The organism is Legionella pneumophila subsp. pneumophila str. Philadelphia 1 (assembly GCF_000008485.1).
GTDB lineage: Bacteria > Pseudomonadota > Gammaproteobacteria > Legionellales > Legionellaceae > Legionella > Legionella pneumophila.
Genome location: NC_002942.5, coordinates 2,845,098 through 2,865,513, shown reverse-complemented (window position 1 = coordinate 2,865,513; position 20,416 = coordinate 2,845,098). Strand labels below are relative to the sequence as shown.

The following is a 20,416-nucleotide window of genomic DNA, read 5'->3' as shown; positions in this document are numbered from 1 at the left end:
CTCGACCTTGGGGTTTTTCGTAAGTCCTATTTTAGAGTCGTTAAATGAGGCACCACAGAAACGTTTAAAATAAAAGAGACTAGTTATGTAAGAGGTCTGGTCATGCTTCTTGCAAAGTAATGAATTACTTTAATTAGCGATGCAGCCATTGCGCCAGAGCATAAATACCTGATTTTAAATCGTCTTCATTGCCTCCAAAAGACAAGCGGACGTAACCCTCTTTACCAAAGGCGATTCCCGGTACCATCGCAACATTTGCCTTATCCAAAGCTTGTTTACAAAACTCCTCGGAATTTTGATTTTTGCAGCCAATATCCTTTAGGGAAAGAAAAACATAAAGTGAGGAAATTGGAGGTGTTATGGTCAATCCCAGATAGTCATGCAAGGTGCGGAGGAGGCAATTTCTTCTTTTTTCCATGTTTTGCTGAACCCAGATATTGACTTGATTTACTTCTTGCAGCGCAGCCACAGCGGCCCATTGGCTAAGGGTGGTTACTCCACTGGTGCTTTGACTGACCAGGGCGCTTAAAGGTTTGATGAATATTTCCGGGGCAAAAATAAAACCCACTCGCCACCCGGTCATGGAAAAGTTTTTTGAACAGCTTTGAATGATGATGACACGCTCTCGAAACTGGGGTAAAGAACCACAGGATACGTAATGATGCCCATCATAGGTTAGTTCGCTGTAAACTTCATCAGAGATCACTAAAAGATTATGCTTCTTGGCAGTTTGCAATAAGTGAATCAGCTCGGACTGGGTATACAGAGCTCCGGTGGGATTGGTGGCATTATTCAGAATGAGTATTTTACTTTTTGTGGTACACGCTTTTTGCAGTGCCTGTGGCGTTAGTTTCCATTCTTCGGCTTCTGTCGTTTCAACTGGCACGGGGGTGCCGCCAAACAGGCTAACCATGGCTGGATAGGAAACCCAGTAGGGAGAAGGAATAATGACTTCGTCGTTAGGCTGCAGTAATAATTGCATGAGTAAATAAATGCCAAGTTTTCCACCATTCACAACCAGGCATTGCTCATTTTGGAATGAGCAATCATAGGATCTATACATCCATTCACAGCCCATATGACGTAGTTCAGGAATTCCCATTATTGGAGGATAAAGGGTATGTCCTTGTTCCATAGCTTGTGTGACGGCATTTATTATGGAGGGATGGGGTGGCAGTTTGGGTTCTCCAGCACTGAGATTATGAATTTTGATTCCCGCGTTTATTTTTTGTTGGGCTAGAGAATTGATGGCAACTGTTGCGGAATCTTTTAGCAAGCTCATTTTTTCATAATGGTTCATTATTTTTGGACCTTTTTTGAGTTTGAGATAATTATCTTGAATAATTGATTCACGAAATCCTGCTGCAAGTGATATTGCCTGGATAAAAAGTCATAATATTCAAACAATTTTTTTTCGCGCAGGCGATCTAATATTTTTTTTCCTTCTTTAGCCTTTAAAGCTCCGATTTTTTTAGACAATTCTTGGCGTTGAGCCAACTTTTCAATGATGTATGCATCAGTTTGTTCAATTTGTTTTCTTAGTTCTTCAATCGTACTCATGATGAACTCCTTAGCGGATAGAGACCTTATCACTTATTTTTTAACTAATATAAAAGCTGTTCTGTTCAGATGACTGTCCTGAATATTTCTCGCACTGATTTTCAAATCATAAAGTGGTGCACAACGTGCCGATGCAATGACTGCGGCATGGGGTGGCAATATTCCTTCTGCCAAATCCTTTGCTGCTTTTGCTGTATCGATCCATTCTATTTTTTTCGCATTCTTAAATTTGTTTCTTAGGAATTTTTTGCATTGGGCAAAGCCTTGAGGATGTGACACAATATGTGTGATTTTATGATTTTGAGTATTTGTCTTAACTAGCAGGCATTGGTTTATGTCATGCCAAATCTCATCGATGGGAGTAAATGAATATTTGCCCATAGCCTGAAATGCTGGTTTTACCAATCCTCCTAAAAGGTTAACAACGGGTAAGATGCCCAAATCTATAGTTTCATTCTCAATAGCATTTAAAACGCCTTCCATATCCAGCAAATGAACGAGATGGGCATTAAGGCCTTTTTTCCTGGCATAAAGCAAAGCCGCTTCCTCAGAAAATGATCCGATATCTCCAGAAACACCGAAGCGAAAGGCTTCTTTTTCTTCAACGAGATTCTTCATAACGCTTCCCTCTCTGCCAGTTCCAACAGGAACGATTCTGTCTTCTCCCAACTGAGGCAAGGATCGGTAACGGATAACCCGCTTAAATCAATGTTATCGGGATTGATAGAATCTAATTTTTGATTACCTTCTTTGATGAAACTTTCTACCATGAATCCCTTGACCAGTTGTTTTAAATCAGGTCTGTTTTTGATGCTTTCCAGAATATTAAATGCAATCTCTGGTTGTAGCTGATGATTTTTTTTCCCATTCACCAGACAGTTGTCATGGCTAACATCAATAATGACAGAAGGGTTCACTATCTGATGCATGCCCATGTAGTACATGACTTCCTCCAGATGAGAAACAGAGTAATTGGGAGCTTGGTTTGAACCACGCAGAACGAGATGAGCATGATGATTACCATGGGTTTGTACTTCATAGCCATCGAAGACAGCGACATGAGGATGCTGTGATGCAACCAGGCTGTTTACTCCGACAGCGAGTGAACCATGTGTAGGGTTTTTTAATCCTACGGCACAGTCAAGGGCGGAGGCAAAAATTCGATGCTCTTGATCCTCTGAACTACGGGCGCCTATTGCAACCCAGGACAGAAGTTCAAGAAATCCTTTGGCATTATGGGTGAAAAGAGCCTCATCAGCGATAGGGAGCCCCATTTGAATGACTTTTATCATCATGTCCCGGGTATATTTTATACCTGCCTCAATATCAGGAGTTGAAAATAAATCGGGTTGATTCACCGGTCCAGTCCAGCCTTTGGTGGTTCTTGGCTTTTGAATGTAAACGCGCATGATTAATTTTAAAGCGTGTTTTACTTTGCTGTTGAGTTGTACCAAACGCTCAGCGTATTCCAATACCGCTTTTTTAGGCCATGCTGAACAAGGACCAACTATCATCAAAAGACGTTTATCTCGCCCTTCCAAAATAGCTTTGACCTCTTGTCGGTCTTGGGCAATTTGTAGATAGGCGGGGTGGGATAGTGGCAATTCCCGGATAATTTTTTCTATTGGTGGCAGTTTTTTTAAGATGGAATAACTCATCGTATCCTCCTCAAGCCAGAAAGCGCTTTAGATGGATGATGAATTTGACATTGATGGTTCATCGTTCACACTCCTCTTTTGTACCCAACCCCCTTATTAGACTGGGGATCTTGGGTATCAAAAACCCCCAGACTCAGCTGGGGGTTGGAGTGTTAGTATTGCCTACCTACCACCCAGCTCAGGGCTGAAAAAGCTAAAATAAAAAAAGCAAGCAAAAGCCTGTACAAGGCTTGCTTTTTTATTTAATTGATTTGGTGTAGTAGTGTAGAACATGAATAATCACAAAAAATTTAATTTGTATATTATGTATACAGGACTATGGTAAACCTGTCAACACCTGTTAGCGATAGTTAATTTTATAGCCAATTTTCCCCTGGGAATTAACCCGATGATTTACATATAAAAATCACTTTGGCATTAATCGAACTCACTGATCGGAAAATGAGATCAAAGTATTGCGCGAATCATTTTGATCGTATACATTGCATTTTATATCAAATAAAAACTAAGGGATTAATGTTGTGTCAATATGTTGGGATTTAATCATAAATCATAATACCCTGCTGCAAACCAATTTCACTGGTCACCGGGTTCAAATGAATGACTCCGAATCCACCCCTAAAGGAATTCTTTTCGTATCAAATAAACTATTTATCGATTTACTCACTTATATCACTGAGTATCAGTCCATTACCAGAAAAGAACTCATGAATCTTTCAAATAATGAAATCAAACCAAGGAGGAAAAGCAATAAGAGACTATTAATGTGGTGAGGGTTTTGAATTTACAAAAAGGAGTCAATATGTTTAATGTGGATAATAGTGGTAAAGGCAATTGCTTGTATTATGCTTACAGTATTTCATTAATGTATTATTTGCGGGCAAAAAATAATGTCAAGATTACTGAAGATATTTTTAACAAATTAGGATTAAAGGAAGAAGATAGGGCCCGTTTACGAAAACTATTATCCAAAGACCCTGACAGGGCGTTTACCCGTGATGAAATCAAAACAATCATAGAACCCATTCTTGGCAGGGCAACGAGAGATTTGGCAGCGGAACATACCAAAGTCGAATTCAAATCTTCACCTCATGATACGCCTTTATTTTCATCTCTCCATTATGCTGTGGAATTTGGTTTTAAACGCTCACTACAAATCAATGAATCCGAGTTGACGCTGTTAATAGACAATGATTTTTCGAATCCTGATTATACTGAGGCCGAGATATACAAGGTAAGTGGTTTGTTGGATGCTCTTCAGGAGTATATTTTAACAAGAACACCTTCTGTCATAGAAGAATTCAATCGCCAATGGGAAAATAAAAAACAGGAACTCAAAGAGCAAAGCTTAACTGAAAAAGAGATCCAGGTTCATCAGGCGACTATTTTAGATAATATCCTAAGAAAAGAAACGATAGATTTTTTATTAGCTGAGAATGAAAAACATCTTGATGAATACAGAGAGCATCTTCGAAGAGAGTTCGTATGGGGTAGTGAAGAAACACTGATGGTTTTACATCGCGCCATACAAGGTGAACGCATGGTACGTAACCATGAGGGAAGAATTGAGCCTGTCTATGATCATGAAATTATTTTGCATGTTCATAGAAATGGAGCAAGTCCGTCCTATCAGGCAGGCAGTCCGGAAATGATATTAAATAATGAAGGCAATGTTCATTGGACTTCTATCATTCCTGATGCGATATTTACCTCAAAACTAACAGACAAAGAAGAAAAACTACTCGACATGCTGGAGCGGATGCAGTCAGAGTATGGCAGCAAAGAGCTTGGGGTAGAAAAATACTCTTCGATAAGTGATTGGCTTAGTGATTTGATGAAGCAGATAGAGCTTATTAAAACCAGCCCAACTGCTGTGACAAAACAAAAAGAAATTGAATTGTTTTTTCAGCTTCTGGCTAAAGCAACACCTAAATTAGCATCGGAACCTGCCTTGAGGATGTCGCTTGGTACTCTTTTTTCCAATTTTCTCGAATGCATTCCAGCCCTTATGGTTGAAAATAAACTCAGCACAGGCTTAGCTAAATTTGGATTGTATAGTCCTGTAATATCTCAGAAAAAAGAAGATTTGTCCTTGACCAAATCATCTGAGGAGAAAGTTAATTCTGAACAGCCTCAAAAGGGCGTATTAAGTCAATTCTCGAAACATACTCTGCTTAAGGTATCTGAGGATGTAAGCCCAAAACCATACCCTACAGAACTAAACCCGTATGTTCGAAAAAACAAGCAGTCTGGTCCACGAGTAGCGAGAGCACTCACCCAAATGTACCAAAAAGGACTTGAAGGTGATGAAAGATATACGCCAGAAAAGTGCAAAGACATTGCGCAGAGGTATATAGAGTATTCGAAATCTCATAAACGCAATTTCATTCTTGATGATGTCATCCTCTTTGTGCAGGAAATGGATAAAATCATTAAGCAACAAGAATCAATTAGTGAAAACTCCTCTAAGCGTGCTGCAATGTAAGGGTGCTGTTTTTGCTGAAGTGTGGGAAAAACAACATCGTCAGATTGATTTTGCTTTCTTATCAAGTGGTGACTTAATTGGTGAGGAAGCAAAATAGCAACCGCAATGATTTTCTAGGCTGTAATTAATATCAATGCATATCTCCGGTAAATATTATTTAAATTTAGGTGGTGTTTTCTCTAAAGGCAGTTTTTCGCTCATTTGCTTTTCTTCAGGATGACTCTGGAAAAAATGGATGGACTTTTCACTTGTAGCTGGTCTGGATGTAACAATTTGGATCTCTTTTTTCAATTCAGGTGATGCGCGAACTGTGCCACATAAATAAAGCACTTGTGGTTTTATCTGTTTTTCAGTCGTATTATTTCGGCCATTTGCCAGCATTATTTCTCCAAGTTCTTTTTCTGTTAATTGGATTTGCTGAGAGGGATCGGTGTTGGTCGCAATAACGAATGAGGTTCCAGTATAACCCCAACCCTGGTGAACAATAAAGGTTACCAAATCTGGATGATTCGGAAGAAAGACCCGCTGCGCCCATTCGGGGAAGTGAGGATTGGGTAGCTGGGCCAGTGTTGTATTAATTTCAGAGATATAGTCTGACAGATCAAATCGTCTCAGATGGCTTTGTTTATGATATTCAACAGGGGTTGGATCAAAAACGTTTACTGGCTTGGTAGCACCATATTCATCACCGTATTGTAAAATCCAACCGCCATCAGAACAAAATGCGCTGACAGCCAGTTTTTCGCGCATGCGTTTTGCAAGCAATTCATCATCCTGGATGCCTTTTTCCACCAGTTGCTGAATATAGCGTGGCTCATCATGAGAGCCAGGAAAACCAATTGTAGGACCAACCTGCTGTAATAATCCTTTATTTTGAGTAAACCAATTGTCATCCTGTTGCCATAAGTTATATGAATAACCATAGCCACCTTCGGGGCCCGGCATCCAGAACACACTATTCATCGTGTGGGTTACAATACCTTTCAAAGCAAGATTTTCTTCCATATAACCTCTGCCTATCGTTTCTGCAATAATAAGCGGGGCATGTTGAAATTTGCGTTGGCAAGCCTCCTTTGCGATTTCTGTTAGTCGAGACAATACCTTGTTATTTACCATGGCTGGGGCATCAATACGTATTCCCTGAAAACCAAGATACTCAATATTTCGCTCGATAAATGGTTTCCAATAATATTCGATGATTTGTTCGCAAATGACAGGATCATCATAGTTAAACGTTGCCACATCACTCCAGGGATTATTGGTCAACGGATTATAATTTTCGTCCATGTTATGCATCACCAAATTTCCATTGGGGTGACGTTTAAACCATTTTTTCGTATCAATATTGTATTTTTCAAGAAAAAATTTATCGCCATTCACAAAACGATGATCTACCGCCAGGTGTCTTGCGACCAAATCAAATACAGGCATTAAACCAAGCTCATTTGCTTTTGCAGTGTATTGCTGAACGCTTTTATCATTCTTGGCATAGCGTGGATAAATTGATTCATCCTGCATGGCATAAGGGCTATGAATACGATTAGCCATGTTAGGGACAGGATTATATTGACAAGGTGTATAAAATGGATTGACCCAAACTTGCTTAAAACCCATCTTCTGAATTCGCTGCAAATCTTCCCGCATCGCATCAAAATCTTGATATAAGCCAGGGTATTGGTTATAGCAACAAATCCGTGGAGACATGTTGACTTCTCAATTTCTGTTTCTATGTCTATGAAGTATAGTAGAAGTATTAAATTCGATCTTATTGTATTGTTTCAAATCATTTAATTCCTATGCATGCATAGAAAATTAACCAAAGTGTGTTGTTTGCTCTTTATGGGTATCATATTTACTTTTATTAAACATTTTGTTATATTTTGTACTATGTGATTTAAAATTTAATCAATTTAGCAGATATCCTATGTCATACCAAAAAATAGAACTCAGTATTTCATTATCATTAGATTCTCCAAAATTAGATGAGTCTGATTTTATATTGCTCTCAGTTAAGTATCTTGAAAAGTCACTTGGCAAAAAGAAAGAGTTTTCTGGTTTTTTTGAAGACATAGAAAAGCTCTATTTTAAGCAGAATTACAAGGAAGCAATTGAAAAAATATTGGATTTTTGTAAAAAAAATGAATCCTTGTTAAGTGAGCAAGTTGTCCAGAGGCTGGCAGAGGTCGCTCCCAGATTAAAAAGCAATCCTAAAGACAATGAAAGCAGAAGGCTTTATGAAACCTTGTATGCAGATCACCTTGAATCAGTCATTAAACAAGAGAGTGATCTTTCCGTATTTAACGAATTGAGAGACAGTTATAATGCGGTGAAACCTGAGTATGCAGTAACTCATGAGACCGAAATCAAAACTTTGGATGAAGCAAAGCAATTTATTTTATCTTTTGTCATGCTGAATGATAATGTTGAATTACCTTTAAAAGCACAATCAGAGAGATACCCAAAAAAGGACAGATCCAGAGAAGAGTTGGGGAATACTCCATCTGCGAATCCAGGGATTATGAAACCTAACTCACCTAATTTTACCGATAACCTGGTGCCTGTCAGAGATGTGCCCAAAATAGCCATTAATGAGAAAGTGGCGGGTGGGTATTCAAAAACTAAGCCTACTACTCCTTTTGTGGCGTCGCTGTCTGGCACAACCTACTCACTTATGGTGGTGTTAACGGACTATATTGAAAAGCATAAAACAGATAAAGACATTGAAAAAAAAGTAAACCAGATTATTAATTTATGGATTTCCAGTTATATCAAGGAAGGTTATCACAGCTACAGTGAGGTTGTGGATGTTTTGACAGAGCCGTTTCTTCAATCCATTTTTGATAAAGCAAATATTAAATTAAATTATGGTGTACTTGACGACACGCATGCAGAATTTCGTAAAGCTCAGGATTATGTTTTTGGTTTGACAATTCAATCAGCGATGCATCATGAGTTACAAGAGCGATTTAAGAATAAAGAAAAACTTCAGGAAGAGGTAAAGAATTTTGAATCTGGGTTAAATAAACTCAACCAGAATGTCGAAAATACAGGTCGCCATCGCGAGGCACTGAATAAATTAAACGAGGTATTTCAGGATTGGTCTGCGGGCAAAAAAAGCTATGATGCTTTTAAAAGTGAGTCTAATCAGCTGATTCATGATATTGAGTCTGAAGAACAAAAAAGTAATCGTGGTCTTGGCTCCATGCTGAAGAACCTCGGGAACTATCTTTTATACTTGATTACCCTTCGTTTTTTGAAAGAAGACTATCCAAAACCGTCTAGTCCGGTCACAATGTTAGTCACTGAATTAAGAGGCACACTTGAGCAAATAGATCATTTTCATAAAACCAGCCTTTCTTTAAAAAAAGCAACGCAGCCTGACCCTAAAAATACTTCATCATCTGATGAGACAGCAGATGTTCGCAAATCAGCTGTTGATACTGACAAGCCTAGTAAAAATCAAGACAGTGAAGTGAAAAAGACACTAGATTCTGAGCAATTGGAAGAAGTTCAAAGGCAAGATGACAAAAGCGCTCGTTTACAATAGATCTCTTGCATAACCAGCGCGCAAATGTTTCTGCGGTGCTTGTATGTAAACTACACGCCTCGAAATGTTTGTGCCTTGCCCTAAAATAATCAGCTTAGGCAAGAAGGCTAATGATGCATCTAATTAAAAAGTTTTTAAATGACTAAAAAAGTATTTGCAATAAAACTAGACAGTTATATATTTATCAAGCCATATTCCAGTTTTGAAAACGGTATACCAGGTTTTCACTGATTGGAATAGCAGCTATTATGTGTTATTATTATACGCATATTGGTCAATTAAATTCCTTTTGTTGAGGCAATAGGTTTGAGATTGTTTCAGTACAATCAACACATCTGTAGGGGAAGATTTCCAGTAAGCAATGCTTATTGTAAGGACTTCGTGGTAAGAAACATTAATACAATTTTTGGATTAAGTGAGAATATAATGGCCTATCAATTGTTGCTCAGTAAAGAAACCCTGAATAAAATTTTACAATACAAACAGAACCTCGAAAAAGGGCTTGCCACGCCCGGTAAATTTTTTCTTGAAGAATTAAGTAAACAAGAAAAAAGCATCTCTGAAATGGATATTACTACATTTACTCAACTGTTAATCCAGTCTAAAAAACCACAGGTTTTTGCTGAAAGTCAGGTTTATCATGATGGAACTGACTGGACACTGGAAGAAGAGAGCATTCTTGGGGATGTTAGTGTCAATATGCCAGTCACTATGTACAATGATGGTGGACATGGCTCCTCTTTCAAGAATCACCCAAAGCCAATTTCCGGTTATTTGGCTTATGTGCCAGGAGCGCTCTTGGCTTCGGGCAGTGGACCGACTTCAGATATGAAAGAAGTGCTAGACAATGGCAAACTAAATCAAGACAAATTAAACGCTTTGTATGAGAGACGTTTGTTACCTCAATTGATCCATTTTAATGAGTTAGCGCGACAAAATGAAAAGCAGGCAGCAATTACTATTCCCGGTATAGGAACAGGGTGTTTTTCAGGCGCTTATTATGATGTGATTAAACCCTATGTCAGAAACGCATTAATCCATATTCTTGAGAAACATAAAGATTCGTTACCTTACATTGATATCATTCATTATGACCCTTATATGGGAGATGAACCTGCTGAAAAGAAGATTGGTCATATGTCTTTTCGTGTGAGTCCTTCTGGTGTGGTTCGTGGCACAACGGGGCAACTTGACTACCCCTTAGGTAGCAATCCAGATACGCATATCCTCGTTTCAATTGTTGCCTGGGATCATTTTTCCTGGCCCGGAAATGATTATTGGGGCGGTGCTCGTCAAACAGATGATGGTGTCAAGGCCGCTAGCACGGATACCATGGGGCAAGTTACAGGCGCAACTGGTGTCTATGATAAAAAATGGGGTCGATATATGCCTCCAGAATCATTTACTAAAGACCGTAAAGGTATGAGTGACTGGGGGGATTATGTCAGAGAAAATGGCATTGTATTTAATGGCCCTGTTTTAGCTCTGGATAAAAGCGGTAAATTGGATACCTTGGAAAATGTTGCAAGTCGTTCCTCCAAAGCAAAAGTTGAAACTACAACTACAATAAGTGACCTTGTGCGTAGTATGTTCAGTCTTTTTTCTCATAGTACTACGACAGAGCCATCTCCAACTGTTAAAGAGGAAGAATCGAAAAAATCGGGTCCTCAGTAATAATTTTGACAAATTCTTATAGGGTAACAATGGGTCTGACTTTTGAGGTTGGACTCTGTTACTACTTGCAGGACTTACCAACTTGACGTGGTCAAGTTATGTGTAGTTTCATGAAAGATTGAATAATAGTATGGAGCCTCTGCTATTTTGAATAAATCGTAACAATTTCATTCTGGCTTATTACGAGGCATTTTTAAATTGGCAGGATACATCTATTATTTCGAGATGCAACTTCGAATCTTCTTCAATGATAAAGTACGTTCATATATTTATTCTAATTTTATAAAATAGAACAAAAATTGTTTGTTTTTTCTTCTGTATATTTATTGAATAACTCTATGGTTTCATCCTGGTTGATATATAAATTCTGAGATATGAGTTGGGTAAATTCATCACTGCTATATAGCTCCTGAGCAATGTCCAGGCAATCATAATCACGTAATAGTTTAAGTACTGTATTGATGCGTCTCAATACTGTAGGTTCCTGAAGCAACATGACTCGTCTCAAAATATCGCGGCCATTTGTATCTTGCATAAGTAACAAATCAATGAATTCCATCCCCATCACTTTTTCAATTAATTCAACTGTTGAATGATCTTCACTCAACAATGCGGGCAATAAGATGTTACGTCCTTTATTGTCCTTGTATTTAAGAAACGTTGTTGCGTCAGCTCCCAAAATGTTAATAATGTGAGATAAAGACTCTTTATCGCCCCAATATGCAATATTGAATAAAGGAATATCTTCATCATTTAATCCTTTTTTCAATAATACAGGATAATCTTGCCTTTTAAGATATTTGAGAGTAATGAAGAAATATTCTCTACCACATCTACTTGCAGAATGAATGCAACTCCAATCAGTGTAAGTATGGTTTTGGTACACTAAAAGAGTACTCAGTTTTGTTTTTCCTAAAGTTTCGTAGAGCAATCTCAGTACTAATGAAAATCGTTCTACAGGAAAATGTAATAGAGAGCTAAAAAAATTGTTATCATAAAGATCACAATAGCGGCTAACTGATAATAAGTCATCACCTAGAGCTCTAAATATTTTTTGTAATAGTTTTTCATCAGCTTCTGCAACAATGAAATGTAATGCCAAAAACTCACTGGTCTCCATGTCTGCTGTGCAAAAACCACGTTTAAAAATTCTTGCCAATAAGGAACTTGGTAATTCAGCGCATTCTGATAAAAAACCAAGCATTTCTTCAGTAAACTGTTGTTCGCCATCAGGAAAACTATCTATGATAATTCGATGGCCAGATTCAAATAAGGCGTAGATCAAAGGAATGTTTTTTTCTCTAATAGCCTCTAGTAATCCTGGCTCATTCCTACATGCATGATTTGATTCACATTTCTTTTTCATTGCTTGAGTTAAAGCCAATTGTTTTTGATAATCCTCTTTAAAGATTGAGTGGTTAGCTAAAGTTGGTGAATAGGAAAATCGTTTGATAAATAAAGGCCTCCAAACGGCATTATCAAGTGATAACTCATACCAAAGTTTACAAACCATGCTGACAACTATGATATTTTGAATGTCTAAATTTTTATCCGCAAAAATTTCTAAAAGAAGTTCATTTGGAATATATAGACTCTTTTTGTATTTTTCTTTCATATAGTTTAAAAAAAATCATTTTTAATCAAATGACATATAATAAACAAAAATAGATTATAATAAAGTACCACCATAATAATTATGCTGTTTTTGAGTCAGTAGGGGTTATGTCTTGATGCCTTTTTTTAAAGAACAATCATATTTAATCAACGCAGGGATTATTTGGCCTGTGCTCTCGCAGTCAAGTTTCTTTTTTATACTCTCAAAGTGTCTCTCGACCGTGCGTTTGGAAACTTCAAAAATAGAAGCAATACGCGATAAATTAAAATCATTAAAGTATAAATAGATCATTTCCTTTTCTCGATGAGTCAGTTCTTTGGCTGCTAAAAAACTAAAAGGAAGTTGATTATAATCAAATACATTATCTTTGATGAGTTCCGCCATTTTTTGCTGCGAGGATCTCAGAATAATTTCTTTAAGATTATCTTTCTTATTTGAATTTCCTGAGCTAATCAGTTCATTCATCTGGATTATGCATTCTCTGGGTAAGGTTAAAAAATTATCTTTTGTATGCATTCTCCTAGCTCTTGAAGACAGGTTTTCAGCAACCATATTAAGGTAATCAAGATTATTAAATATAAAATTATTTGTGCTGTTTGGTTGTTGTGAAGAGGCGAAGGTAACCATTTCAACGCGATTGGAGTCCTGATGAATGATATCAACAAAATACGTGAAGTCACGATCTAATAAGCAGTTCTTTATACCAGGCGCTATGACATGATCACCATCTACATTGCAAACATAAAAATTATCATGCTGATAATTTTTTTTGCAAAGATTCTGTTCAATGAATAATTCTTTATTAAGAATTTCGTCAATAATGGATTTTTCTGAAATGAGTTGTAAGTATCGTCCTTGAAAATCAAAATATAAGTATCCCCAGAAATCAATAGGAGTCTTTTCGAAAATATCATTGTAACAATTATACAGGAAGCTGGTATAAGCTTTCATTCTGGATTGGGCATTCATTATGTTGCTTTAATCCGAACATCTACCTGATTAAATTATAGAACAAAAATTAATCATGTTGAGTGGTGTAATGATTTTTTTTATTTTTGTAGATTCAATTCAATGCATAAACAAAGTAATCAAAGAAAGTTAGAGAACTTCTGATCCCGAGTTTTACTTGAAACCAGAGGTTCTCTCTATTTGACGTTATTTTATAGTTTAACCCACATATCTGAATCTAAGGATTCCTCTTCCTCATGCTTAACAACATATTGTTGGTGTGGTGCGTGTTGTAAAGCGGAGTTCAGAGTATTGATGCAATGTGATACGTCAGTGTTGTTGAGCCAATGTTCTTGTAAATTGTAGCTCTTCGTACCGATTAATCTGTCTCCTGTTTTTTCAAGAAGGGTTTTGGAGTAGTTGACAAGATTATTAGCTGCGTCAACTCCCAAGTCATCTTGAAGCGGTTTGGTTACCTTTTTCGTGAATTCCTCTTTAGAATAGCATCTTAATAAATCCAGACAATGGCATTGTCTCATTATTTTAGCTATGATTGCTTGTTCAGGTTTGTTCACATCTGGATGAAAACCAGGGTTTCCATAATCAAGTACCAAGCGTTTCCAATAGGCAATTTGCTCTTTTGAGGTAAATAAGTCTTTATAATGCGTTTTTGCATACTCTTCAAAAAGGTCTGCGCTGGCTCTTCTATATCCTCCATATACTCCTGGGTTATCTGCAAATCCCAGTTCGCTTTTTCTGCCGACAACAGAAAATAACATGGCGACTTGCATTCGTTTGATGTCATCCTTGCTTATGTTTTGAACCATATCTCTGGTCTTCTTATCGGTGGAATGCGTCGCGTAGGAATAAAGTACCTCTGGAACTAGAGCAGCACCTCTTAAAGTGTGAGACAGCCCATGATTTGGTCTATGAAGAGTTTTATTGTTACCACAATTTAAAGTCCAATCGCCACCATTGGGGTCTTTGCCTTTTTCTGATTGGTCGTATGGTTTTGATAGATAGTCTTTATGCAACTTATCAATGACTCCAATATTCCTGGAGCTTTCAAAAAAGCTTTGATGTCCGGCAAAATATTCAGTGATTGAACTTTTGAATGTTTCTAATCCCTTCATTTCATCCTCAACCTGAAAACAGATGTATTGTAAGGTTTTAGAAAGGACTCCAGAACTGTCTTGCCCTTTTGCGTAGGATAAAGAAATATTATCTATAGTTTGGGCTTTTTCAATGGCCTGATGAAGTATTTCAATAATTCTGTTGTGAGCGGCTTTATGTTCAATATACCCATTTTGTAAATTATTCAGCAATCCATTCAATGATGTTTTTAGTTCTTCTGCAAATTGAATTTTATAAGAGCCTTTTCCATAGGTATTATCAATATTTGCTAAAATTGACCATTTGCTTTTGTCTTTTTCAGCCTTACCTTCAAGATATTGATTTGTTACATCGATAGCAAATTGTGCGAATTTTTTTACCATATCCCTCTCTGCTTCGACTGCTATGTTTTCCGCTTGTTTATAAGTACCCCCGTTTGGCAAATTTGATATTTGTTTTATGCTTGCAGGAGGAGTGACGGAACACGCCAGGAAATAGTGTTTTTTATTTTCTTCTCGATGGTGCAGGTATTTGACTTTACCAGGAGCGATTAAAAATTCACGCTCAGCAGGATAACGAGAGATTTCTCCTATATCCAATCCTTGCATACCATAAAATACGGTTCGAATGGGTCCATTAAAAGTAGATACAGGTTTTTCAAAAGCACTACTGACAAAAGCGGTGTCTTCATAAACTTCTAGTCCTATACCTTTTGACTGGGCGCATTGAATTCTTTTTTCAATAATAGGCTTGGGAAGGGTGTCTCCGTCGTATCGGAAGGTCAATGGAAGTTTATGCTTTTGACCTTTACTAATTCCTGAGAGTGCTGCTGCGCTATGGAGTATTACCTGACGCATATTTTCCTGAAAGTTTGCATCGTTTCCTTTGTATGGATGCTGGCCTCTTAATAAGCCATTCATAAATTCATAATATTGTTGGGTATATATATTTAATCCAGCAATTTCACCTTCATGAAGATGTTGTAATTTGGTTGCTTTACCTTTCAATTCTTGACAACTCAAAGTTATTGGTTTTTTCGCAGCATCTGGAATTGTAACTTTAATTCCTGCTTCTTTATCAACGTAATTAACATACTGATTTAGTTGTTCAGTAGACAGATTTATTTGAGAGCGTTGCATGTTAGCCAGGATTTCATCCAGATTGAAATCTGCCCCATTTACATTTACAACATATTTGCCATTATTTTGTGTAAAGACAATATTGGATTTATTGGTTAGTAAAGCGGATACTATAATTTCAAATTGTTTAGTGTATTTATTTTTTGTCACTGGGGCTATGACTTGGGGTTTTGCAACAGCGATAATTTCTTCAAGCTGATTAGGCTTGGCATTTTCATCAACTTTTTGAATAAAAGACTCAAAAAGCTCACCAGCATTTCCTTGTTTAAAAAGGATTGATTTGTTTAGTTTGGTTTTCATGATGCACCTCGTTAAAATTTAATCTAAAAGATATAAAGTTAATCTTTATGATTAAATATTAACCTTTTGTGGTTATCGAAAAATGAGGTGACATGTCGCATAAGCGACATTTGTGTATTTAAATTTTCAGGACATTTGTTTTCTAATCTATTAGTTCAAATTTTGAATATTGAGAAAGATAAGAACTAAATATGTTTTGGGTTATCAAGGGGATAAAATTTTGTTTGGGAGAGGTAAATATCCTGTGATAAGTGTCCTAAGATTATTTTTTAATCACAAAATAGAATGATTTGAATCAGAGAAAAATGGTGGTTGATGTAAGAAATAAATAACTCATCAATTATAAAATCATTGAAATCGAGGAGCCAGCTCATAGCAGTTAGTCATGCAATTTTATATTGATCTTTGAGGATTAGGATGCTCATCTTTTAAAAAATAGTTTAATAAAAGCTTAAATTCCTAAGCAATTTATGTCATAAAACGCATTTATTGAACTTTGTGATGAATTATCTCATGAAAGAAAAATACATCGGGCTTCATAAGATAGAACTAAATACCCCATGCCTTGTGATTGATTATGAAAAGCTGAAATACAACTTAAAAGTGATGCAACAACATGGTTTCGAATGGGGCATAGGAATAAGACCGCATTGTAAAACTCATAAATGTACTCAAATCGCACGTTTACAACTTGAATATGGGGCAATAGGGATTTCTGCCGCCAAACTATCAGAGGCTGAAGTATTGGTATCCAAACAAATCACGAATGTCTTAATTACTTCACCCATTGTATCGGAAGCCAAGTATTCAAGATTATTTAATTGTCTTAAATCAGCGCCTGATTTAATGCTGGTTGTAGATGGCAAGGATAATATTCGCATGCTTAATGAGCTTGGAAAGTCGCTAAACCAGCCAGTTTATGTCTTGCTTGATATCGATTCAGGCATTGGTCGAACGGGCATTAATCCCGAGGTAGCTTTGGAATATGGTCATTTTATCAATAGTATGAATTGGCTTAAGCTAAAAGGAATTCAATGTTATGCAGGCCACTTGCAACACATTCAAAACTATGAAGAGAGAAAAGCGTTTTCTCTACGTATTATGGATATGGCCAGCAGGATTGTTAAGAGTTTTAGAGATGCCAATCTCCCTTGTGAAATATTAACTGGCACCGGAACTGGTACTTTTGATATTGATGTCGAAGCAAGTGAAGTAACAGAAATCCAGCCTGGCTCATATGCTGTAATGGATGTTGAGTATGGTTCAATTGGTTCAAAAAATAACCCATCAAGCTTTCAGCCATTTAAAAACTCGATGACTCTTTTAACAAGTGTTATAAGCAGTAATCGTAAAGAGCACGCTACTGTTGATGCTGGAACGAAATCGATTTATGTCGATCCTCATCATAAACCACATATTATTAGTCATCCCGGACTGGTTTATGATTGGGGTGGGTTTGGAGATGAGCATGGCAAGGTATTTTCTTGTGAAGGCGGAAGTCATTTCCTGCAAAATGGCGATGTTTTAGAGCTTATCGTTCCTCATTGTGATCCGACAATAAACTTGTATGATAAGTTTTATATCACAGAAAATAATGTTGTTGTCGATATTTGGGATATCGACATGCGTGGAAAATCACAATAATCTATACTATTTAACCAGGTGTTTGAGCTTCATATTTTTGCTAGACAGGAGGAGGGCCACGACGCCCGAGTAATCCCATAATAAGAAATATGACAAACATCACCAAAAATAGAAAGAATAATATTTTTGCAATTCCAGCAGCAGCCACTGCAATGCCGCCAAATCCAAACGCGGCTGCAATAATTGCAATGATAAAAAAAATAAGTGCCCAACTTAACATAACAGCTCCCTGTAAAGATTATCCTGTTCATTAAATTATAGACTAATAATGGTCTACAATTAGACAAAAGACAGTTAATCAGGGAAGAATATGCAAACGACTAAAGCTCACTATAGCAAGATATTCTTTGCCTTATTTCTTTTTTTCTGCACTGGTTCAAGCGCATTATTTGCCTGCCCTTGTTTTAACATGGGCTTTTTACACGTAGCCTTTTTGGATGATAAAGATACGGAATGTCGCATATATAAAGAAGGAAGTGTCGTTTATAAGATCGAGATTTTTGATAAGGAAAAAATTGCGTCAAGTACCCATACCCAATGTACGCTGAATACGGAGCATCATGATGTTTTTATGAATTATGATTTTCATTACCTCGATGATCATGGGGATTGTATCAGAGAAATATTGGACGCATGTAACAAACTGAAAATAAACTCTTTGCATATGGATGATGAGTAAGATAAAGCAAGGTGAAATAGGACTGGTATTCAATGATTAGGACGCTCGCCCGGATTATAATTAAGATTAACCCGGGTTAGGCTTATCAATTTTTAGTTTGAACTCAATGTAAATTGATGATCAACTTCAAGCTCTTTTCTTTTTTCATCGATAATACTATTTAATATCTTTAATTCAGAAACCGCTTTCGATCTTTGATTTTTCCAAAAAGCAAAATGAGAATTTAATTCATTTAATTTTTTGTTTGTCGTATCGATTTGATCTTGTAAACTCCTGCTATTGCTATAGTAGCAATCGAAAGGCGACATTCCAAGTGCGGCGAGTGCTAAATAGCGTTCTGCTCCGGTACAAGAGTCGCTCATAATCGATGCACGATTGTTTTCAAATCGTTCTTGTTCAATTACGATTTTTCCATAATTTTGGGAAATCTTTTCCTGTTCTTTTAAAAATCCGGATAGTTTTCCTTTTTGAGTGGATATCTCTTGAGTCAGTCTATCAATCGCGTTTTCCAGATTTTCAAAATGAGGCCCATAGGAATGATTAATTTCTGTTAATTGCCCCAGATCTTTTGCTTGGAAATATTGACGAAGTGTCTCGGGGGTTTTGTGAGGGAATTTAGACATGTTTTTACCTTTTTGAATCAAAATCAGCATATCTTAGCATATGCTTTTTGATCATATCAAACATATATGCTGCATAATGAGCAAATTAATGGCTTTTGTTGATGGCTGGGTTCATTTTTTCTCAATATCAAACAGGAAGAGTATTTTTTACGAGTTTAAAAATACTCTTCCTGTTTGTTGATACTTATGATGATTTCAAATGAAATTATCTTAAAACTGATTAGAAAGAATAATGGTAATCGTCAGACAATTCTGGTCCGCACAGTGCATCACCAAGTATTGCAATCGGATAAGTCACGAACATGCTGGCTACCGCAAGCAACATGGCTATTGAAGACAGGGTAAACGTAAAAGCGCATAGAACTGGTAATACCGGAACAACAAAAGTGAGAACTCCGCAGACAATGCTGGCAGCAAGAGCCTTGGATAAACAATCTGCTTCTTCAACCTCTTTCGATTTGACGATGGATAGAAAAGTATTGGTATAGGGGGAAACAGCAAATTTAGTACATCCCCAAAAGAATGAGCCGTATTTTTGACCTAACGAGAGAGTCATTGACATTTTTTACTCCAATTTAACTTAAATTAGGTCAGCAATTATAATTCAAATTCAGATTAAAACCTATAAAAATAAGCATTAAATTAATAAATTTGTTCTATTTTTATCTATTTTTATAGAATTTTTGATTTTATAGGCAGAGCCAGGTACTTTCGAGTTAGTATTTATTGAATAATTTAATATTCGAAGAGCAGTGCCCTAATCCAAATGATCAAGGGGTAGGGCGGTCGTGTCAGAAACATTGCGTAATATAAAGCTGGAGTGAACACTTGCAACGCCATTGATGCGTGTTAATTTGCCTAATAAAAAAGCTTGATAAGCGTTTAAATCAGGCACAATTATCTTCAATAAATAATCAGCAGATTGGCCTGTAATCAAGTAGCATTGAATGACTTCCGGAAAAAGTTGTATGGTTTTTTCAAATTGATTCATAACCTCAGGCTGGTGATTGTTTAACCCTACTAAAACAATAACAGTCAATTTTAACCCTACTTTTTCTGGCTCAAGCAGGGCAACCTGTTTCTTGATATAACCATTATCTATTAATAATTTGACTCGACGCAAACAGGACGAAGGAGACAAGGCCACAAGGTCGGCCAATTCCTGGTTATTGATTTCGCAATTTGCTTGCAGTATTTCAAGTATTTTTTTATCAGTACGATCGAGTATCATATTTTATGCAATGAAAATGGCACTTATATTTCTTATTATAGAATTATATTCCAAAAAAATATATTAAATTAGAATTTAAAATCAAAAAAAAGGGTTTTATTTTGTTTTTTGCAATCCAATTTCAAGGGAAGTAAGATAAAATACTTTATGATAATTATTTAATCCTAGTGGTCTTTTTATTTTCTTTTCCGAGGGTGATT

The 20,416-nt window shown here is 36.7% G+C and carries 19 protein-coding genes; 7 read left to right on the top strand and 12 right to left on the bottom strand.

Annotation, left to right across the window (positions count from 1 at the left end):
• Positions 1-133: 133 nt before the first annotated feature.
• Genes LPG_RS12785 through LPG_RS12770 form a run of 4 tightly spaced genes read right to left on the bottom strand, consistent with a single transcriptional unit; the run spans position 134 to position 3,218 of the window.
• Positions 134-1,300 (bottom strand): pyridoxal phosphate-dependent aminotransferase, encoded by a 1,167-nt coding sequence (locus tag LPG_RS12785; protein WP_010948234.1) that lies wholly within the window; start codon positions 1,298-1,300, stop codon positions 134-136.
• Complete coding sequence (locus tag LPG_RS12780) at positions 1,300-1,560, bottom strand: chorismate mutase (protein ID WP_015444034.1); 261 nt, start codon at positions 1,558-1,560, stop codon at positions 1,300-1,302. Before LPG_RS12780 ends, LPG_RS12785 begins: the two co-directional genes overlap by 1 nt.
• 33 nt (positions 1,561-1,593) lie before the next feature.
• Positions 1,594-2,178 carry a prephenate dehydratase domain-containing protein gene (locus LPG_RS12775; protein WP_010948233.1) on the bottom strand — a complete coding sequence of 195 codons (585 nt, stop codon included), beginning with the start codon at positions 2,176-2,178 and terminating at the stop codon, positions 1,594-1,596.
• The gene (locus LPG_RS12770; RefSeq protein ID WP_010948232.1) at positions 2,175-3,218 is read right to left on the bottom strand and encodes a 3-deoxy-7-phosphoheptulonate synthase; all 1,044 of its coding nucleotides are present in this window, start codon (positions 3,216-3,218) and stop codon (positions 2,175-2,177) included. Before LPG_RS12770 ends, LPG_RS12775 begins: the two co-directional genes overlap by 4 nt.
• 521 nt (positions 3,219-3,739) lie before the next feature.
• Here LPG_RS12770 and LPG_RS12765 point away from each other — a divergent pair.
• From LPG_RS12765 to LPG_RS15445, 3 genes are read left to right on the top strand one after another with little or no spacing between them, the layout of a single operon-like run.
• Positions 3,740-3,991, top strand: a complete 252-nt coding sequence (locus LPG_RS12765) for a hypothetical protein (protein ID WP_011216409.1) — start codon at positions 3,740-3,742, stop codon at positions 3,989-3,991.
• Complete coding sequence (gene lotC / locus LPG_RS12760) at positions 3,985-5,703, top strand: Dot/Icm T4SS effector deubiquitinase LotC (protein WP_010948231.1); 1,719 nt, start codon at positions 3,985-3,987, stop codon at positions 5,701-5,703. Before LPG_RS12765 ends, lotC begins: the two co-directional genes overlap by 7 nt.
• Positions 5,672-5,800 (top strand): hypothetical protein, encoded by a 129-nt coding sequence (locus LPG_RS15445; RefSeq protein ID WP_015444037.1) that lies wholly within the window; start codon positions 5,672-5,674, stop codon positions 5,798-5,800. Before lotC ends, LPG_RS15445 begins: the two co-directional genes overlap by 32 nt.
• Positions 5,801-5,856: 56 nt before the next feature.
• Here LPG_RS15445 and LPG_RS12755 read toward each other — a convergent pair whose 3' ends face one another.
• A complete protein-coding gene (locus LPG_RS12755) occupies positions 5,857-7,407 on the bottom strand; it encodes an alpha-amylase family glycosyl hydrolase (protein WP_010948230.1) in 1,551 nt (516 codons plus the stop codon).
• Between the two features lie 166 nt (positions 7,408-7,573).
• On the opposite strand from LPG_RS12755, the gene LPG_RS12750 reads away from it, so the two are divergent.
• Both LPG_RS12750 and mavL read left to right on the top strand, forming a co-directional pair.
• Positions 7,574-9,250 carry a lpg2527 family Dot/Icm T4SS effector gene (locus LPG_RS12750; protein WP_010948229.1) on the top strand — a complete coding sequence of 559 codons (1,677 nt, stop codon included), beginning with the start codon at positions 7,574-7,576 and terminating at the stop codon, positions 9,248-9,250.
• A 306-nt stretch (positions 9,251-9,556) separates the two neighbouring features.
• The gene (mavL, locus tag LPG_RS12745) at positions 9,557-10,924 is read left to right on the top strand and encodes a Dot/Icm T4SS effector MavL (RefSeq protein WP_010948228.1); all 1,368 of its coding nucleotides are present in this window, start codon (positions 9,557-9,559) and stop codon (positions 10,922-10,924) included.
• A 280-nt stretch (positions 10,925-11,204) separates the two neighbouring features.
• Here mavL and LPG_RS12740 read toward each other — a convergent pair whose 3' ends face one another.
• From LPG_RS12740 to lem26, 3 genes are all read right to left on the bottom strand, one after another.
• Entirely contained in the window at positions 11,205-12,539 is a 1,335-nt protein-coding gene (locus LPG_RS12740) for a lpg2525 family Dot/Icm T4SS effector (RefSeq protein WP_010948227.1), read from the bottom strand.
• A 105-nt stretch (positions 12,540-12,644) separates the two neighbouring features.
• Positions 12,645-13,508, bottom strand: a complete 864-nt coding sequence (locus LPG_RS12735; protein ID WP_010948226.1) for a helix-turn-helix transcriptional regulator — start codon at positions 13,506-13,508, stop codon at positions 12,645-12,647.
• 191 nt (positions 13,509-13,699) lie between these two features.
• The gene (gene lem26, locus LPG_RS12730) at positions 13,700-16,039 is read right to left on the bottom strand and encodes a Dot/Icm T4SS effector Lem26 (protein WP_010948225.1); all 2,340 of its coding nucleotides are present in this window, start codon (positions 16,037-16,039) and stop codon (positions 13,700-13,702) included.
• A 513-nt stretch (positions 16,040-16,552) separates the two neighbouring features.
• Here lem26 and LPG_RS12725 point away from each other — a divergent pair.
• On the top strand, positions 16,553-17,683 hold the full coding sequence (locus LPG_RS12725; RefSeq protein ID WP_015444040.1) for a DSD1 family PLP-dependent enzyme: 1,131 nt from the start codon (positions 16,553-16,555) through the stop codon (positions 17,681-17,683).
• Between the two features lie 40 nt (positions 17,684-17,723).
• Here LPG_RS12725 and LPG_RS12720 read toward each other — a convergent pair whose 3' ends face one another.
• Entirely contained in the window at positions 17,724-17,903 is a 180-nt protein-coding gene (locus tag LPG_RS12720; RefSeq protein ID WP_010948223.1) for a DUF1328 family protein, read from the bottom strand.
• Positions 17,904-17,993: 90 nt separating this feature from the next.
• On the opposite strand from LPG_RS12720, the gene LPG_RS12715 reads away from it, so the two are divergent.
• Positions 17,994-18,362: a hypothetical protein gene (locus LPG_RS12715; protein ID WP_010948222.1), complete on the top strand. Its 369-nt coding sequence runs from the start codon at positions 17,994-17,996 to the stop codon at positions 18,360-18,362.
• 92 nt (positions 18,363-18,454) lie between these two features.
• Here the strand turns inward: LPG_RS12715 and LPG_RS12710 are convergent, their stop codons facing one another.
• The 3 genes from LPG_RS12710 to LPG_RS12700 all read right to left on the bottom strand — a co-directional run bounded on the left by LPG_RS12710 (position 18,455) and on the right by LPG_RS12700 (position 20,216).
• Positions 18,455-18,985: a hypothetical protein gene (locus tag LPG_RS12710; protein WP_016357024.1), complete on the bottom strand. Its 531-nt coding sequence runs from the start codon at positions 18,983-18,985 to the stop codon at positions 18,455-18,457.
• A gap of 220 nt (positions 18,986-19,205) precedes the next feature.
• A complete protein-coding gene (locus LPG_RS12705; RefSeq protein WP_010948220.1) occupies positions 19,206-19,547 on the bottom strand; it encodes a hypothetical protein in 342 nt (113 codons plus the stop codon).
• Between the two features lie 195 nt (positions 19,548-19,742).
• Entirely contained in the window at positions 19,743-20,216 is a 474-nt protein-coding gene (locus LPG_RS12700) for an Lrp/AsnC family transcriptional regulator (RefSeq protein WP_010948219.1), read from the bottom strand.
• Between the last annotated feature and the right edge of the window lie 200 nt (positions 20,217-20,416).